This window comes from Butyrivibrio sp. ob235 (assembly GCF_900109475.1).
GTDB lineage: Bacteria > Bacillota > Clostridia > Lachnospirales > Lachnospiraceae > Butyrivibrio.
Genome location: NZ_FOBE01000001.1, coordinates 127,393 through 144,880, shown reverse-complemented (window position 1 = coordinate 144,880; position 17,488 = coordinate 127,393). Strand labels below are relative to the sequence as shown.

Here is a 17,488-nt window from a genome sequence, read left to right as displayed (position 1 = left end):
AAACGCCTCCATAAGGTATTACCTTGTTTCAAGCTCAAACCAGAATTCAACACCATTGTCGTAATTGTTTACACCATACTCCTGATGCATGGATTCCATAATAGCTTTTACAATAGAAAGACCCACACCGCTTCCGCCATACTCGCGGGTTCTGGCCTTATCAACCTTATAAAATTTCTCCCAGATATGATCTATACTATCAGCCGGAATCGGTTCTCCGGTATTGAATACAGAAATCCTTACCTTATCGTCTTTTTGGGTAAGCTTTATTTCGATTATGCAATCACCGCTGATATGATTAAGAGCATTGCTGTAATAATTCATCAAAACTTCTTCTGTCTTAAACTCATCAGCCCATACATATATCGGTGGATAATCCGACATTTGCACCGTCGCATTTTTCTGCTTCGTTAATATATCGGCAGATTTAACGTAATTCTTAATAGTTTCGGTGATATCAAAGCGCTCCATCTGTGTTACATCATTACCGAATTCAAGCTGATTAAGAGTAAGAAGCTTTTTGACAAGTACGTCCATCTTGGAAGCTTCATCTCTTATTACCTCGCAGTAGAAAGCCATACTTTCCGGATCATCCGTTATTCCTTCATCAAGTCCCTCCGCATAGCCCTGTATAAGAGCGATCGGAGTCTTAAGTTCATGTGATACGTTCGATAAGAATTCTCTTCTCATCTCATCGATTTCTTCCTTGCGGGCAATATCCTGTTTTAGCTCGTTATTGGCGGTCTTCAGTTCTTTTATGGTTGCTTCAAGTGTCTCGGACAATTCGTTTATGTTATCACCGAGGATATCTATTTCGTTTGTATTTTTCTTGCCACTCTTTGATTGATACTTAGCCTCAAAATTGAGGTTTTTCATCTCATCTGAAATTCGTGTAAGCTGAAGAATAGGCTTAGTAATTCTGTTACTCAAATACAAAATACTGATTGAGCCAATAACAATTGCTATGAGGCCAACATACAGCATGAATCTGTTGGATATTCCTACGCTCTCCCTTATTCCTGCGAGCGCACTTCGTACCATGACAATATATCCGGTATCAATTACGCCCCAGATTTCAAGATATTCCGTATTAAGCCTTTTATCAGTCTCTATTTGAATAGTATAGGACTCAGTCTTCTCAATGATTCTCTTTTGCCCTACGACATCCGATGCCATAAAGCTGTCACCGATAAGGTTGTCCCATAATATTCGAGCCATATAATCCGCATCACTCGATGAAGACTTAAGCATCTGCGAATCTGCATCGAGAACAACAAGCTCAATACCGTAGGTATCGTATATGGATTGCAGCTCAATATCATATTCTTCTGTTGCAAAACTACCATCCGATGATGCCGCATTTATGCTGTCATAAGCCTTCTTTACAACTCCGAGCTGATGAGAAAGATATACTCTCTCAAGAAAGACCTGATTGATAATTATTAGAAAAACTATCATACCGGTCATAACCAGCAGGAATAATATATTAAGCTCTGTTCTTAAGGAAAGTTTCACTTTCCTCTCATTTTCATTTGTCAATTCTTATATCTCGTTTCTTGTCGTTCTTAGTACCTTGAAAGCATTACACTTCAAACTTATATCCCATGCCCCAGATAGTCTTAATAAGATCGCCCTTATCGCCCATTTTTCCGCGAAGTTTTTTAACATGGGTATCTATAGTTCTGGCATCCCCGAAATAATCATAGTTCCAGACATTATTAAGAATTTTCTCTCTTGATAATGCTATGCCCTTATTTTCGATAAAGAATGTAAGAAGCTCAAATTCCTTAAACGAAAGCTCAATTTCCTTTCCATCAATCGAAACACTATGTGCTGCTTTATTTATCACAATTCCGCCTGCCTCGATAATGTCTTCGGCACTGCCTTGAGAGGTTCTTCTGAGTATTGCTTCCACTCTTGCCACAAGAATTTTGGGACTGAAGGGTTTTCCGATATACTCATCAACACCAAGTTCAAAGCCCTGAAGTTCATCTCTCTCCTCAGTCTTTGCGGTGAGCATAATTATCGGAACCTTAGAATATTCCCTGACTTCCCTGCATACCTGCCAGCCATCCATCTTAGGCATCATGACATCAAGAATAATAAGCGCTATATCTTTTTGTTCATAAAAAATATCCAGCGCTTTCTGTCCGTCTTCAGCCTCTACAACATCAAAATTATTTTTAACAAGAAAGTCTCTTACGAGCTTCCTCATTCTTGCTTCATCATCTACTACTAATATTTTCAGCTTATCCATTTTTTAGCCCTCCGGAAATAATGATATACGCATATTGTGTCCATTTTGTTTCCGTTTTATTCGGATTCATCAATATCTATATCTTTTCCGTAATCTGTATCATCCTGAATTTTAAGATCGCGTTCCTTTATCCTTACAGCTTTCTCACGTTCCTTTAACGAATCCTCCCATTCGGCATAGCGGTTGGTAACATTCTGCTTGTAGTTGATAATATTGTCGCTTTCAGCTGATAACGCGATAAAAAACATTGCAATAACCATAGCAAGCAAAATGAGGTTCATAACACCCATTACAAAAACTACAGCTTTTACATTCTTTTTCTTTTTGGGCGGTGGCGGTGTGATATACTGACGCGGATGATATTCATCCTTCAAATCAACCTTGGTTATTTTTAAATTGATCGGAATGGGTATCAGATCTTCTTCCTTTACTCCTGCACCAATCAATTTGTCGCGCAATTTTGCAAGGTAATACCACCCAACAGGTGTTGAAAAAATCTTATTGGTTATAGCTTTTTCGTAAACAGCTTCAAGATCTGATACCTTTGTCGAATGAATCTTTTTCCCGATAATTTCTATCTTCTGTTTATCAAGTTCAGCCTTTTTTACATCCTCAGCAGATAGAAACTCGTAACCATCCACAACAAGATTTTCCGGTTCCTTTTTAGGAACGTCTGCATTCTCCGCTTCGCTTTTTACTTCGTCAACTTTTTCATCTGCCATAGCCTTCTCCATACGCAGCTATAAAAACGCTAACACTTCTTGCCTTTAACCGCCAATTCGGTACCGGCAGCGGCTTAGGTCTATTGTTAAAATATCTCTTATCCTCGGCTGCCGTATCAACAACAAGTGTCCAATAAGCTCCTTCCGGCGGTTCCGGAAGCGTAATCTGTATATCTTCCCAAAATACATTTACAGACATAAGAACTACGTCGTCATGGCCTTTTTTTCTGATAAATCCGGCAAACATAATGCTTATTACTTTTGTATTATCATTTATATCCGTGTGATAAGGATGATCCGTAAATACTGAAATATGCGGAAGTCCTGACATTGCCGGCTTCAGATCTTTACGTATACAGGGGTGTTTTCTTCTAAACTGAATCATATCCCTGTAAAAGTCAAAATACTGTCTGTTTTTAGTAAAAAGATCCCAGTTAAGCCATGAAACTTCATTATCCTGGCAATACGCATTATTATTTCCGAACTGAGTATTGCCGAATTCATCACCGGCAAGAATCATCGGGGTGCCGCGGCTGCACATAAGTACTGTTATTGCATTTCTCATCATTTTAAAACGAAGGTCATTTATTGCAGGATCATCTGTTTCACCTTCAGCTCCGCAGTTCCAGCTTCTGTTATCATTGGCACCGTCAGAATTATTCCAGCCGTTCGCTTCGTTATGTTTTTCGTTGTAAGCGAACATGTCATATAAAGTAAATCCGTCATGACAGGTTATAAAGTTTACAGAAGAATCATATCCAGCATAATTTCTGCCATACATATCCATAGAGCCTGTTATTCTGCAAACAGCCTCCGGAGCAGCCCAGTATTCACCTTTAAGGAATGATCTGATACTGTCCCTGTATCTTCCATTCCACTCAGCCCATCTGCCCCAGGAAGGGAACGAACCAACCTGGTACATACCTCCTGCATCCCAGGCCTCGGCTATAAGCTTTACGTCACCGAGAATCGGATCGAATGCAAGGCGCTGCAATAGCGGAGGCGCCTCCATAGGTGCTCCGTTTTGATCTCTTCCGAGAATACTTGCAAGGTCAAATCTAAAACCATCAACCTTATATTCCTCGACCCAATAATGCAGGCACTCAACTATCATCTGCTGTACCATAGGGTGATTACAGTTCAAGGTATTTCCGCATCCACTGAAATTATAATAATCACCGTCGGGAGTAAGCATGTAATAGATATTATTGTCAAATCCTTTAAAGGAAATGAATGGACCGTTCTTATTGCCCTCTGCGGTATGATTGAAAACAACATCAAGTATTACTTCAATGCCGTTTTCCTTAAGGAGCTTTATCATCTCCCTTAATTCAAAGCCTTCCTTGTTATATTCCTCTGTCGAAGCATAGCTTGTGTTGGGAGCAAAAAAACTTACGGTATTATATCCCCAGTAATCAAGCAAAGTCCTTCCATTTACAACTCTCTTATCTCTTGTTTCATCAAATTCAAAAATAGGCATAAGCTCAAGGGCTGTTACCCCAAGTCTTTTCAGGTAATCAACCTTTTCCATGATACCGGCAAATGAACCTCTGCACTTAATGCCCGAAGATTCGTCCATGGTGAATCCTCTTACATGCATCTCATATATAATAGAATCACTCATTGGAGTCTTAAGCCAGCTTGTTTCGCCCCAATCAAAGTCATTTCTTACAACTCTCGCTCTGTAGGCCTCCTCAAATTTTATTGTCTGTCCCCATACTCTTTGCCCGGCAACAGCTTTCGCATAGGGATCAAGAAGAACATGGTTGTAATCAAATAATAGCCCTTTTTCCTCATCCCAGGGTCCATCTATACGGTACGCATATTCCATATTTTCAACCTGAAGGCCGAAAACAAGCATTGAATGAACCTTTCCTATTCTGTAATTGTCCGGAAAATTAAGAGAAACGAAGGGTCTTTCTTCGCCTCTGTGATAAAGAAGGAGCGTTACCTTAGTAGCTCCGTTTGAGTATACAGTAAAATTAACGCCATCAGGCATAATTGTGGCGCCATTAATATCATAATATCCGGGACGAACCCTGAAACCGTTAATAGTATCAGAAGCTACTAACTGTCTGTTCTCACTGGATTTTCTATTGTCCCTGATATGAACATATCCAAAATTATTCTGTTTTGGTCTTTGTCTTCTAAATTCAGCCATATAAAATTGTATGAAGCAAAAGCTCCGAACCCCTCATTTTCATAGAATCTAAAAAATCCCAATAAAATACTATCTTAATTTTACCATAAAAAACAAAAAAATGGACAGATATTCGATAATGAATATCTGTCCATTAATAACCTCGCTAAGTATTTAAGGTTTATGCAGGATATGCACCGTTCTTAGTGTCGGCAGCTGAAAGGTCAACCTTTTCCTGCTGTGCAAGACGATACTTGAAGAAATCAGTAGCAACCTGAGGGAACAGAGCATAGGACAGAACGTCCTCATCCTGCTGCTTCCACTGCTTAACATCCTCTTCGAACTTAGGAAGTCCGGGAGCAAGCTTATCTGCAGGTCTGCATGTGATAACTTCTCTGTCGCCGATGATCTTCTTCTGAACTTCAGGATTGAAAGGCTTGATTGTCTTACCATACTCACCTGCAAGAAGGTCTTTAGTCTGGTCAGTAGCAACCTTATATCTCTCACCCATAAGCACATTCATAACAGCCTGAGTACCAACGATCTGTGAAGAAGGTGTAACAAGCGGAGGCTCACCGAAGTCCTTACGAACCTGAGGAATCTCCTCAAGCACAGTATTGTACTTATCGCTTGCATTCTGCTCTTTAAGCTGGCTAACCATGTTGGAAAGCATACCGCCGGGAACCTGATACATAAGAGTCTTAATGTTTACACCGAGAACCTTAGCATCCATAAGTCCGCTCTGGAGGCACTCTTCTCTGTAAGGTCTGAAGTAATCAGCAACCTCAGCAAGAAGCTTCTGATCAAGACCTGTGTCGAATTCCTGACCCTTGAAGGCCTCAACCATAACCTCTGTTGCAGGCTGTGATGTACCAAGTGCGAAAGGTGAAATAGCGCAGTCGATGATATCAACTCCTGCCTCTGCAGCCTTCATATATGTCATACTTGCAACACCGGAAGTGTAATGAGTATGAAGATCGATAGGAAGGCTTGTAGCGCTCTTGAGAGCCTTAACAAGCTTCTCTGCCTCGTAAGGAAGAAGAAGTCCTGCCATATCCTTGATACAGATGGAATCTGCACCCATTGACTCGATTTCTTTAGCGATGTTCATCCAGTACTCTTCTGTATAAGCATCACCAAGTGTATAAGCAAGAGCGATCTGAGCGTGGCCGCCCTCTTTCTTTGTAGCCTTAACTGATGTCTCAAGGTTACGAAGGTCATTCAGACAGTCAAAAATACGGATAATATCAATACCGTTAGCGATTGACTTTTGTACGAAATATTCAACTACGTCATCAGGATAATGCTTGTAACCAAGGATATTCTGACCACGAAGAAGCATCTGAAGCTTTGTGTTCTTGAAACCATCTCTGAGTTTACGAAGTCTCTCCCACGGATCCTCTTTAAGGAATCTCATGGAAGCATCAAATGTTGCGCCTCCCCAGCACTCAACTGAGTTATAACCAATCTTATCCATCGTAGGGATAATGGGAAGCATAAGCTCTGTAGGCATTCTGGTTGCAATCAGTGACTGATGTGCATCACGCAGAACTGTCTCTGTAATCTTAATTGGCTTTGCCATAATTAGTTCTCCTTTTCCGAATTAGAATACTCCAAATACCGCCATAAATGTTCCGGCAACGACTGCGGTACCTACGACACCTGCAACGTTGGGACCCATAGCATGCATGAGAAGGAAGTTGCTGGGATCATACTCTGCACCAACCTTCTGTGAAACTCTGGCTGCCATCGGAACAGCTGAAACTCCGGCAGAACCTACAAGAGGATTAACCTTACCACCTGTAAGAACGCACATCAGCTTACCAAACAGACATCCTGCGGCAGTACCGATAACGAATGCAATAAGACCAAGAACAACGATCTTAATTGTTGTGATATTAAGGAATGCCTCAGCACTTGTTGTAGCACCTACTGAAGTACCCAGCATAATAACTACGATATACATAAGAGCATTGGAAGCCGTCTCCTGGAGCTGACGAACAACGCCACTCTCGCGGAAAAGGTTACCAAGCATAAGCATACCGATAAGGGGTGCTGTTGTAGGAAGAATCATACTTACAACTATTGTAACGATGATAGGGAAGAGAATCTTCTCAAGCTTTGATACCGGACGCAGCTGCTGCATGCGGATCTTTCTCTCCTTCTCAGTTGTAAGAAGCTTCATAACAGGGGGCTGAATAATCGGCACAAGTGACATGTACGAATATGCAGCCACGGCAATCGGACCAAGGATTGTGGTCTGATTAAGCTTTGTAGCAAGGAAGATAGATGTAGGGCCATCAGCTCCTCCGATGATTGAAATAGCTGCAGCCTGCTGATCGTTAAAGCCCATAGCAATAGCCATAAAGTAAGCTGAAAAGATACCAAACTGAGCAGCTGCTCCCATAAGGAAGCTCTTAGGGTTGGCAATGAGGGGACCGAAGTCTGTCATCGCACCAACACCCATGAAGATAAGTGACGGCATGATTGCCCACTCATCAAGCAGGTAGAAATAATACAAAAGTCCGCCTACACCATTGGATGACTTATCAATAGAAAGCATAATATCCGGATAGATATTAACCAAAAGCATACCGAAGGAGATAGGCACCAAAAGAAGTGGTTCGAAGTCTTTGGCAATTGCAAGATACATAAAAATCAATGCTACAACAACCATTATATAGTTACCGGGAGTCATTGTTGTAAATGCAGTTTGCTGCCAGAGATTCGATAATGTGTTTACAATGTAATCCATTTAACGACCTCCGTGAGTCTCTCCTAAAATTAGTTCATTGTTGCAACAACGCCGCCGGCCTCAACTGCATCGCCTACTGCAACGTCGATACTTGCGATAGTTCCATCCTGAGGAGCTACCATAGGAATCTCCATCTTCATAGATTCCATAACAACAACAGCATCACCCTTCTTAACAGCCTGGCCTACAGATGCCTCAATCTTAAGAACCTTACCTGCTGCACCGGCAGTTACCTTAACGCCGCCTGCGCCAGCGCTTGCCTTCTTTGCAGGTGCTGCGGGAGCCTTGGGAGCTGCTACGGGAGCTGCTGCAGGAGCAGCACCGCCTGCGCCTTCTTCTACGGTTACATCATATACGTTTCCGTTAACGGTAATTGTATAATTTTTCATTATCTATATCCTCCTAAATATTAGCCTTAAGCCTTTTTCCAATTACTTGCCTTGCCGACTTTACGAACAGATCTCACAACAAATCCGTCTCCGCCTGCACTGCTACTGCCTTCATATGCAGCAATTGCAGCAGAAATAACTGCTATAAGCTCTGCATCATCTGAAAGCTCTTCTTTTTCAGCAATCTGAGATGTCACATTATCCATTGACTTCTGAGCTATTTCTTTAGCGCTCTCGGGCTTCTTCTCAGTAATCTTGTTAATAAGCGGGAAAGCTGAAATAACAAGAGCAATGATAATAAGTACGGTGAATGCCATACCCATTCCGAGAAGAGTATTAAGTCCGGCACTTCTAAGCTTCTCTCCGAGTGTATGATTTACATTTACAGAGATAAGTGTCGGTACGCCCTTTCTGTCAAGGCTGTACTCAAGGACTGCAGTATGAGCATTGCTTCCTGTTCCCTGTATGGTAGCGTCTACCATAAGTTCACCATCTTTATTGACATAATATGTAAGGTCCTTAACACTTATGTCTTCAGCAATAGTCTCTTTGCTCTGGAAGCCAAGCTCATCAATGGCATCATACCAGTTTTTATATCCGGCATAGAAAACATCATAAGTAGACTCATCAAAGCTGTCCTCTAATTGCTCTTCAAAATTTTCAGGTGTAATACCCTGTAAATACATGGTCTCAAAATAAGAATCTTCAATAGTCTGTGCGTACTGCATCAAACCATCTTTTGAAAATACATTCTCGTCATACCTGCTACCGGCAACTGTATTATATTGAATACTATTACCACAGGCTGCAAGAGACAGCATGCAGATCAGCGTAACACCTAAAGCTAAAATCTTATGCTTCACTGTCCGCTCCTCCTTATACTGTAGTGTGCTTCCTTACAGGGCGTTCCTCACGCTTGCTGTAAAGCATTTCGAAAGCTCCTATTACGTATTTTCTTGTATCTGCAGCATTGATAATTGTGTCAACATATCCTCTTGCTGCAGCACTTTCAACATTATTCTGGAGTTTCTCATATGCAGCAGCTGTGTCTGCAACTGTGCTTGAATCCTTGCCGTCAGCAATGATCTTAGCTGCATGCTCAGCGTTCATGGTACCGATCTCGGCATCAGGCCAAGCAAATGTCATATCAGCACCAACTGCCTTAGAGTTCATGATTACATAAGCGCTTCCGAAAGCCTTACCTGTTACTACGTTTACTTTCGGAACTGTAGCAGCGGCAAGAGCAGCCACAAGCTTAGCAGCAGCCTTAGCTACATGTTTCTCATCACACTTTGTTGCACCGAATCCATTTACATTTGTAAGAGAAAGAACCGGAATCTCAAAAGCATCACAGAAGCTTACAAGGTCAGCAGCCTTATCACAAGCATGAGCAGTAAGAACATTATCAAACTTCTCAGCTACTTCACCCTTTTCATCGTAGAGTTCACTTCTGTTACCGATAACGCCAACAGTAGCGCCATTGAGCTTGATGAATCCTGTAACCATCTCTTTAGCAAAATCTCTCTTTGTCTCAAAGAAGATTCCGTTATCGGAAATCTGTCTGAACATAAGAGCAGGATCATTAACAGAACCTTCAAGGTTCTCACATGCGCGGTTAAGATCATCTGCGCACTCATCAAAATTCTCTGTGTCTTCATTATTGGAAGGAAGAATTGAAACGAGTTCTCTAATCTGAGCATAAAGTGTCTGTTCGTCACCTATTACATCAACGTTTCCTACTTCACTGCCCTGCCATGCAGCTGCTGAAGTATCACACTTCTCCTTGCTGTTACCTTCAAGTACATTGGGAGAATTAACAAAGAGCTTTCCACTCTTTTCTTCCATAAATGTGAAATCTGTCATTGTAGGGAAAAGTGCAAGACCGCCACCGCATGATCCAAGAATAGCTGTGATCTGCGGAACCACTCCTGAAGCGCTAACCTGTCTGCGATAGATCTCGCCGAATGCATTAAGCGCATCAGTTGCCTCCTGAAGACGAAGACCTGCAGAATCAATAAGGCCGATTACAGGTGCTCCCATCTTAAGAGCCATATCATAGAGACCAGCTATTTTCTTAGCATGCATCTCTCCTACAGAGCCACCAAGAACTGATGCATCCTGAGCATATACGTATACAAGCTTACCGCCGATAACGCCATAGCCGGTTACTACACCATCAGAGGGTGTCTCTGTCTGCTTCAGATTGAAATCTGTGCTTCTGGCCTTAACCTGAGCGCCGATTTCAACGAAACTGTTTTCATCAAGCAGAGAAAAGATTCTCTGGCTTGCCTGAGAAGAACTACTCATTTCTTCACCTCCGTAATTTATTATTAAGTGTATAAAACCACAACTTAAGTCATGTTAAAGTATAACACAAAATAAGGGCATGGAGAATACTCCATACCCTTATTTTCTGCGCTTTTTATACATTTTTTATCAGCGGGCAAAAATTGCAAATTAAACCTGCCATTTTTAGATATCAAGCTTGACACTGATTTCCTGTTCAGCCTCCTGTTTGAACTCCTCAACTCTAACCGCATCAAGAGAAGGAAGTTCCTCCAGAGACTTAACACCAAAGCTTCTAAGAAACTGCTCAGTTGTGCCAAAAAGCAGCGGCCTTCCCGGTGCATCAAGTCTTCCAAGTTCCTGAACAAGGTTGAATTCAACAAGACGATTCACAGCATGATCGCTGTTTACGCCTCTTATTCTTTCCACATCAAGTCTTGTAATAGGCTGTTTGTACGCTATTATTGAAAGCGTTTCCATAAGTGCATCCGTAAGTGTTATCTTCTTAGGTGTTTTAGCCACCTTTATCAGATACTCATACATCTCACTTTTCGTACAAAGCTGAATAGAATCTTCAAGTTCAATAAGGCCTATTCCACTGTCGCTCTTTTCATATTTTTCTTTCAGATAGCTTATTTCATCCCTTACATCCTTAAGGTCCTGATCAGTAGCATTGCATATAGATGCTACGCTTACTGAATCTCCCATTGTAAAAAGGATTGCTTCGATAGCTGCCGCTCCCTCTTCTCTTGTCATCTCATCCTCACTTTGCTCTTTTGGAAGTAATCATAATATCGCCGAAAGTCTCATCCTGCTCAATCTGAATGTCCCCGACTTTCATAGCTTCCAGAATAACCAGAAATGTAACAATAATCTCAACCTTGCTTCCCTGCTTTTCAAGAAGCTGCTTAAAACTGAATCTGTCATGTTCTCTGATATAAGCCTTCACATACAGTGTCTTCTGATCAAGATCAACCGATTCCTTTTCAATCTTTCCGAATTTACTTCTTATCGGATCAACCTTATCCTCCTGTCTCCTAAGAAGTGCCTGGAATATTTCGTTAAGTTTCGAAAGATTCGCATCTCCCAAAAGCGCATCATAATCTATAGGCTCTTCATAAGACATTACTTCATCCGGAACATTCTTTTTGCGATACATATGAGTATCAGCATCCATCTGGCGGTCTCTGAGTTCATCCGCCATATATTTATACATCTTGTATTCCAAAAGCTTTTCAACAAGTTCAGCTCTGGGATCTTCCTCTTCTCCCTCTTCGTTTACTTCCTTAGGAAGAAGCATTTTGCATTTTATATCCACAAGAGTTGCTGCCATTACCAAAAACTCGCTGGTAACTTCCATGTCATCCTTCTGCATGGCTCTAATGTAATCCATATATTGCTCAGTGATCACAGCAATCGGAATATCATAAATATCTATTTTATTTTTATCTATAAGGTGAAGAAGCAGATCCAGAGGCCCCTCAAAAACCTGCAGTTTAACTTCAAGCGCCATTATTATTCCTCGTGTGTTTAGTTTTTGTCTGAGATAAGATGTATCACGCACAATTCCCCGGGATTATTGAATCTCACTCTTATGGAATGAGTTGAAAGCCCTCTGCTGAGAATCATCTTTGAGCCTTCAATCTCATAGAGACCGCCATCATATTTCGGAAATGGAACCAGTGCGGGAGATATTACGCCTCCAAGCAACGGAAGTCGAATAATTCCGCCATGAACATGTCCTGATACGGTAAGATCAGCTCCCCATGCCTTATATCTGTCAAAATATATAGGATTATGAGCTATTAAAAGCTGAAATCTTTCTGCGCAGGGTACACCGAAGAAATCCTCAATGTATCCATCAGGCAACTCGCGTCTGATAAACTTTCTGAAAAATTCACGCCCAATCTCGAGTCCATGAATCTCCATATTGTAGTCTTCAAGATACGTCCCCTGATTTCGGAGTACAACACATCCTGCATCTCTGATTTTTTTATCATATTTATCATACGCCTGCTTCCTGTCGCCTCCGAGAATATCCATTTTATTCTCATGATTACCATTTGCGGCATACACAGGGTATCTTGAGCACAACCGCGATATGAAGTCAGCTATCTCATCGTATCGCTCTTTCCCCAGTTCCTGATAAGCAGTCAGCATATCACCTGCAAGAAGAATTGCGTCAGGAGATATATCATCTATAGCTTGTATCAGTCTGCTGTTTCCTTCCCCAAAACTATTCTCATGAAGATCCGAAAGCAAGCAGAAAACACCATCTTTTTTTAGTTTGTCCGAATGTATCTCATAGTTTCTTATAACAAAGTTATTCATATCATGATGAATAACCAATACTATAGGAATTATTATCAAAATAGCGGCTACTACCAAGAAAATATGCATATCTTATCCCATTTTTTATCTCATAGTTTTTCTATGAAATAAAAATAGTCCTTGATTTATAAAACCAAGGACCTGTTTTTATTAATTATATTTACGTTTTCTAGCTGCTTCAGACTTTTTCTTACGCTTTACGCTTGGCTTCTCGTAATGTTCTCTTTTACGAATCTCCTGCTGGATGCCAGCCTTGGCACAGCTTCTCTTGAAGCGACGAAGCGCGCTGTCTAAAGTTTCATTTTCTTTTACAATAACTGTTGACATTCTTTACTCTCACCCTCCCTTCAGACCCTTCCTTAACGGGTGACCAGGGTTATTTGTTATGTCTCTAGGCTTTCACCCACATAACATCTATAGATTATACCATATATTTCCACACCGTCAAGCAAAAATTTTAAAGGTTTATATTTTTATTTTATTTGTGACTCCAAAGCCTTTGCTGCTTCAGCAATAGCATCAGGAATTCCGGCAGGATTCTTTCCGCCTGCCTGAGCCATGTTGGGACGACCACCGCCGCCGCCACCGACTTTACCTGCAATAGCTTTTACAAGATTACCTGCATGAGCACCGGATGCGATAGCACCATCAGTAGCCATGGCCATAAGATTAACTTTACCGTCATTCTCCGAAACAAGAACAACTACGCCCTCACCGAGCTTAGCTTTAAGCTGATCACCAAGATCTCTAAGGCCGTTCATATCAACGCCCTTAACACTCTGAGCAATAAGCTTAACGCCTTTGACATCTAAAACGCTGTCCATAACATCACCGAGAGCTGCCTGAGCTTCTTTACTCTTTAAGGACTCATTCTCGCTCTTAAGAGCCTTGAGCTCTTCCTGGAGTTTCTTGATATGCTCAACGATATCAGAAGGATTTGTCTTAAGAGCCTTTGCAGCCTCTCCAAGATTTGTCTCTACATTTTTATAATATGCTCTTGCATTGTTTCCTGTAAGAGCCTCAATACGGCGAACACCTGCAGCCACACCGCTCTCTGAAAGGATCTTGAATACTCCGATGTGACTTGTGTTTGCAACATGAGTACCGCCGCAAAGCTCGATTGAGAAGTCTCCCATATTAACGACTCTTACTGTCTCGCCGTATTTCTCACCAAAAAGAGCCATTGCTCCGGTCTTCTTAGCTTCTTCAATAGACATTTCCTTAGTAACAACAGGAAGTGCTTCTAAAATCTTAGCATTAACAATCTCTTCAACCTTCTGAATCTCCTCAGCAGTCATAGCCTGATGATAACTAAAGTCAAATCTGGTCTTATCGGGATCCTGATATGAACCTGCCTGCTCTACGCCATCTCCAAGAACTTCCTGCAGTGCCTTCTGAAGAAGGTGTGTAGCTGAGTGGTTACGGCATGTCTTAGCACGATTCTCAGCATCAACATTAAGAGTAACCTTATCTGAAGTCTTGAAGTTTCCGCTTACAACCTTACCGACATGAGCTGTTCTGCCGCCTGAAACCTTAATAGCTTCAGAAACAACAAACTTAGAGCCCTCAGAACCAACGATTTCACCGATATCGCCTACCTGGCCACCCATTGTGCCATAGAAAGTAGTTTTATCTGTGATGATTGTTCCCTGCTCACCTTCCTTAAGCTCATCTGTAAGAGCCTCTGCATCTGCCATTGCAACAACAGTGCCATCGCAGTTAATCGCGTCATAGCCAAGGAACTCTGTGTTTACAGATTCATCAAGGCTGTCAAATACTCCGGCGCCTGTGGTGAGGTTAGCTGAGAAATTCTGGTTCTCCCTTGCCTTCTGCTTCTGCTCTTCCATTGAAGCCTTGAAGCCTTCCTCATCAACACTAAAGCCTTCTTCTTCTGCAAGCTCAATTGTAAGCTCAAAAGGGAAACCGAATGTATCATAAAGGAAGAATGCATCCTTACCTTCAATCTGCTTCTTACCGTCTGAAGAAGTCTTATCAAGAATCTTCTTGAACTCCTTCATTCCATTTTCAAGTGTAGACTCAAAACGGACTATTTCTCTTTCGAGCTCAGTAAGTACAAACTTCTGGTTTTTGTTAAGATGCTCATAGCTCTCTTTGTACTCATCAATGTAAATCTTAGCAACGCCAAGTATCTGATCCTTGTTTAGGCCAAGTGTTCTCGCATGTCTTACTGCACGGCGGATAAGTCTTCTGAGAATATATCCGGCACCTGTATTAGAGGGAAGAAGCTTAGCCTCGTCACCGATCAGCATAACGGCTGTACGTGTGTGATCAGCAAGAATACGCATTGATCTTGTGGTCTTGTCATCTGCTTCGTACTTTATTCCGCTTTCTTTCTCAATATATGCAATAACCGGTGCATGAAGATCAATCTTATAGACATCATCTACGCCATTAAGGAAAGCAAGAATACGCTCAAGACCCCAGCCTGTATCAACGTTCTTCTGAGAAAGAGGTGTAAGACTGCCATCATGATGCTTCTCATACTGCATAAATACATCGTTACCGATCTCGGTATACTTACCGCAATGGCATCCGGGGCCGCAATCAGGACCACAATCCGGGATATCCTTCACATAGAACATCTCACTGTCAGGACCACAGGGGCCATATTCAAGTCCCCACCAGTTATCCTCGGCAGGAAGATAGAATATGTTTTCGGGCTTAAAGCCGGATTCTATACGATATTTTGCACCCTCTTCGTCTCTTGGTGCGTTTTCGTCACCTGCAAAAACAGTAGCTGCAAGATGATCTGCGTCAAATCCGAAAAGCTCTGTCAAAAGCTCAAAGCTCCACTGGCAACGTTCTTTCTTGAAATAATCCCCAAGAGACCAGCTTCCCATCATCTCAAAAAATGTTCCGTGGCTCTTATCTCCGACTGAATCGATATCATTTGTACGAACACATCCCTGAACATTGCAAAGTCTTGTTCCCATAGGATGCTTCTTACCAAGAAGATACGGCATAAGCGGCTGCATACCTGCAACGTTGAACATAACACCGGTTGAACCGTCTGATACCAGTGATACTGCGCCACAATCCACATGGCCTCTGTCTATATAGAACTGCTTCCACGCTTTACGCAGTTCATTAGCTGTAAACTGTTTCATAATTAAAACTCCTCTTAAAATTCAAACTTATCAGCGAAGAATGCCTCAAGCTCGTCGATAGCGATTCTCTCCTGTTCCATGCTGTCACGGAAGCGAACCGTAACCTTTCCGTCTGTCTCTGAATCAAAGTCATAAGTTACGCAGAAAGGAGTACCGATTTCATCCTGTCTTCTGTATCTCTTACCGATATTACCTCTGTCATCGAACTCACAGTTATACTTCTTTGAAAGAGTTGCATAAATCTTCTCTGCGCCCTCGTTAAGCTTCTTGGAAAGAGGGAGAACACCAATCTTAATAGGTGCAAGTGCAGGATGGAAACGAAGTACTGTACGCATATCAGGTGCCTCTTCGGTACCAAGATTCTCCTCATCATATGCTTCACAAAGGAATGCAAGAACTACACGGTCAGCACCGAGTGAAGGCTCAACAACGTAAGGAATATATTTTTCCTTAGTCTCATCGTCAAAGTATTCCATAGGCTCGCCGGAAGTCTCCTGATGCCTTGTAAGGTCGTAGTCAGTTCTTGAAGCGATACCCCAGAGCTCACCCCACTCTGTGAAGGGGAATGCATACTCAATATCAGTTGTATGATCACTGTAGAATGAAAGTTCTTCAGGATCATGATCACGAAGGCGGAGATTCTCTTCGTTTATGCCAAGAGAAAGAAGCCATTCATAGCAGAATTTTCTCCAGTATGTGAACCACTCAGTCTGTGTTCCGGGTTTGCAGAAGAACTCAAGCTCCATCTGCTCAAACTCTCTTGTACGGAATGTAAAGTTTCCGGGAGTTATCTCATTTCGGAAGCTCTTACCGATCTGGCAGATACCGAAAGGAAGCTTTTTACGTGAAGTTCTCTGTACGTTCTTGAAATTAACAAAGATACCCTGCGCTGTCTCAGGTCTGAGATATACAGTGTCCTTTGCATCCTCGGTAACACCCTGGAAGGTCTTAAACATCAGGTTGAATTCTCTGATTCCTGTAAAGTTGTGTTTACCACAGGAAGGACAAGGAACATTGTGATCATTTATAAATTTCTCCATCTCTTCATGAGACCAACCATCGACTGAAGACTCAAGAGTGATTCCATTCTCAGCCGCAAAATCCTCAATAATCTTATCTGCGCGGAATCTCTCATGACATTCCTTACAATCCATAAGCGGATCTGAAAAGCTTCCAAGATGTCCTGATGCAACCCATGTCTGAGGATTCATAAGAATTGCACAGTCAACGCCGACATTGTGCGGGCACTCCTGAACAAACTTCTGCCACCAAGCCTTTTTTACATTATTCTTAAACTCAACACCGAGATTTCCGTAATCCCATGTGTTGGCAAGACCGCCGTAAATCTCACTTCCGGGATAGATAAAGCCTCTTCCCTTCGCAAGAGCAATTATTTTGTCCATTGTCTTCTCTCTAGCTTTCATAATACAAAACCTCTTTCCGAGCATTACGCCCAAATATTTTTAAGAGCAAATGCTCA

At 41.9% G+C, this 17,488-nt stretch carries 15 protein-coding genes; all 15 read right to left on the bottom strand.

Annotation, left to right across the window (positions count from 1 at the left end; genetic code table 11):
- Positions 1-18 precede the first annotated feature (18 nt).
- The 15 genes from BMW61_RS00585 to BMW61_RS00515 all read right to left on the bottom strand — a co-directional run bounded on the left by BMW61_RS00585 (position 19) and on the right by BMW61_RS00515 (position 17,432).
- Entirely contained in the window at positions 19-1,515 is a 1,497-nt protein-coding gene (locus BMW61_RS00585) for a sensor histidine kinase (protein ID WP_330388391.1), read from the bottom strand.
- Positions 1,516-1,582: 67 nt separating this feature from the next.
- Positions 1,583-2,257: a response regulator transcription factor gene (locus BMW61_RS00580; RefSeq protein WP_026497564.1), complete on the bottom strand. Its 675-nt coding sequence runs from the start codon at positions 2,255-2,257 to the stop codon at positions 1,583-1,585.
- Between the two features lie 56 nt (positions 2,258-2,313).
- A complete protein-coding gene (locus BMW61_RS00575; RefSeq protein WP_091819397.1) occupies positions 2,314-2,979 on the bottom strand; it encodes a hypothetical protein in 666 nt (221 codons plus the stop codon).
- A complete protein-coding gene (glgX, locus tag BMW61_RS00570; protein ID WP_026497566.1) occupies positions 2,969-5,140 on the bottom strand; it encodes a glycogen debranching protein GlgX in 2,172 nt (723 codons plus the stop codon). Before glgX ends, BMW61_RS00575 begins: the two co-directional genes overlap by 11 nt.
- A gap of 160 nt (positions 5,141-5,300) precedes the next feature.
- Complete coding sequence (locus BMW61_RS00565; protein WP_022759870.1) at positions 5,301-6,701, bottom strand: oxaloacetate decarboxylase subunit alpha; 1,401 nt, start codon at positions 6,699-6,701, stop codon at positions 5,301-5,303.
- A 21-nt stretch (positions 6,702-6,722) separates the two neighbouring features.
- Entirely contained in the window at positions 6,723-7,874 is a 1,152-nt protein-coding gene (locus tag BMW61_RS00560; RefSeq protein WP_022759869.1) for a sodium ion-translocating decarboxylase subunit beta, read from the bottom strand.
- Between the two features lie 29 nt (positions 7,875-7,903).
- On the bottom strand, positions 7,904-8,263 hold the full coding sequence (locus BMW61_RS00555) for a biotin/lipoyl-containing protein (RefSeq protein ID WP_022759868.1): 360 nt from the start codon (positions 8,261-8,263) through the stop codon (positions 7,904-7,906).
- A 26-nt stretch (positions 8,264-8,289) separates the two neighbouring features.
- Positions 8,290-9,126 (bottom strand): OadG family protein, encoded by an 837-nt coding sequence (locus BMW61_RS00550; protein WP_022759867.1) that lies wholly within the window; start codon positions 9,124-9,126, stop codon positions 8,290-8,292.
- Positions 9,127-9,139: 13 nt separating this feature from the next.
- A complete protein-coding gene (locus BMW61_RS00545; protein ID WP_091819396.1) occupies positions 9,140-10,570 on the bottom strand; it encodes an acyl-CoA carboxylase subunit beta in 1,431 nt (476 codons plus the stop codon).
- A gap of 165 nt (positions 10,571-10,735) precedes the next feature.
- Positions 10,736-11,305 carry an SMC-Scp complex subunit ScpB gene (scpB, locus tag BMW61_RS00540; protein WP_022759865.1) on the bottom strand — a complete coding sequence of 190 codons (570 nt, stop codon included), beginning with the start codon at positions 11,303-11,305 and terminating at the stop codon, positions 10,736-10,738.
- 7 nt (positions 11,306-11,312) lie between these two features.
- The gene (locus BMW61_RS00535) at positions 11,313-12,062 is read right to left on the bottom strand and encodes a segregation and condensation protein A (RefSeq protein WP_026497567.1); all 750 of its coding nucleotides are present in this window, start codon (positions 12,060-12,062) and stop codon (positions 11,313-11,315) included.
- Positions 12,063-12,079: 17 nt separating this feature from the next.
- Positions 12,080-12,949, bottom strand: coding sequence for a metallophosphoesterase (locus BMW61_RS00530; protein WP_091819395.1), 870 nt, complete (start codon positions 12,947-12,949; stop codon positions 12,080-12,082).
- A gap of 81 nt (positions 12,950-13,030) precedes the next feature.
- Positions 13,031-13,207 (bottom strand): 30S ribosomal protein S21, encoded by a 177-nt coding sequence (gene rpsU / locus BMW61_RS00525; protein WP_022755619.1) that lies wholly within the window; start codon positions 13,205-13,207, stop codon positions 13,031-13,033.
- Positions 13,208-13,353: 146 nt separating this feature from the next.
- Positions 13,354-16,008 (bottom strand): alanine--tRNA ligase, encoded by a 2,655-nt coding sequence (alaS, locus tag BMW61_RS00520; protein WP_091819394.1) that lies wholly within the window; start codon positions 16,006-16,008, stop codon positions 13,354-13,356.
- A gap of 14 nt (positions 16,009-16,022) precedes the next feature.
- Positions 16,023-17,432: a glycine--tRNA ligase gene (locus tag BMW61_RS00515; RefSeq protein ID WP_026497570.1), complete on the bottom strand. Its 1,410-nt coding sequence runs from the start codon at positions 17,430-17,432 to the stop codon at positions 16,023-16,025.
- Positions 17,433-17,488 lie beyond the last annotated feature (56 nt).

Excerpts from the sequence above, each read along its gene's own strand:
- BMW61_RS00580 (WP_026497564.1), bottom strand. The coding sequence starts at position 2,257 with ATGGATAAGCTGAAAATATTAGTAGTAGATGATGAAGCAAGAATGAGG.
- BMW61_RS00575 (WP_091819397.1), bottom strand. The coding sequence starts at position 2,979 with ATGGCAGATGAAAAAGTTGACGAAGTAAAAAGCGAAGCGGAGAATGCA.
- glgX (WP_026497566.1), bottom strand. The coding sequence starts at position 5,140 with ATGGCTGAATTTAGAAGACAAAGACCAAAACAGAATAATTTTGGATAT.
- BMW61_RS00565 (WP_022759870.1), bottom strand. The coding sequence starts at position 6,701 with ATGGCAAAGCCAATTAAGATTACAGAGACAGTTCTGCGTGATGCACAT.
- BMW61_RS00560 (WP_022759869.1), bottom strand. The coding sequence starts at position 7,874 with ATGGATTACATTGTAAACACATTATCGAATCTCTGGCAGCAAACTGCA.
- BMW61_RS00555 (WP_022759868.1), bottom strand. The coding sequence starts at position 8,263 with ATGAAAAATTATACAATTACCGTTAACGGAAACGTATATGATGTAACC.
- BMW61_RS00545 (WP_091819396.1), bottom strand. The coding sequence starts at position 10,570 with ATGAGTAGTTCTTCTCAGGCAAGCCAGAGAATCTTTTCTCTGCTTGAT.
- scpB (WP_022759865.1), bottom strand. The coding sequence starts at position 11,305 with ATGACAAGAGAAGAGGGAGCGGCAGCTATCGAAGCAATCCTTTTTACA.
- BMW61_RS00535 (WP_026497567.1), bottom strand. The coding sequence starts at position 12,062 with ATGGCGCTTGAAGTTAAACTGCAGGTTTTTGAGGGGCCTCTGGATCTG.
- BMW61_RS00530 (WP_091819395.1), bottom strand. The coding sequence starts at position 12,949 with ATGCATATTTTCTTGGTAGTAGCCGCTATTTTGATAATAATTCCTATA.
- rpsU (WP_022755619.1), bottom strand. The coding sequence starts at position 13,207 with ATGTCAACAGTTATTGTAAAAGAAAATGAAACTTTAGACAGCGCGCTT.
- alaS (WP_091819394.1), bottom strand. The coding sequence starts at position 16,008 with ATGAAACAGTTTACAGCTAATGAACTGCGTAAAGCGTGGAAGCAGTTC.
- BMW61_RS00515 (WP_026497570.1), bottom strand. The coding sequence starts at position 17,432 with ATGAAAGCTAGAGAGAAGACAATGGACAAAATAATTGCTCTTGCGAAG.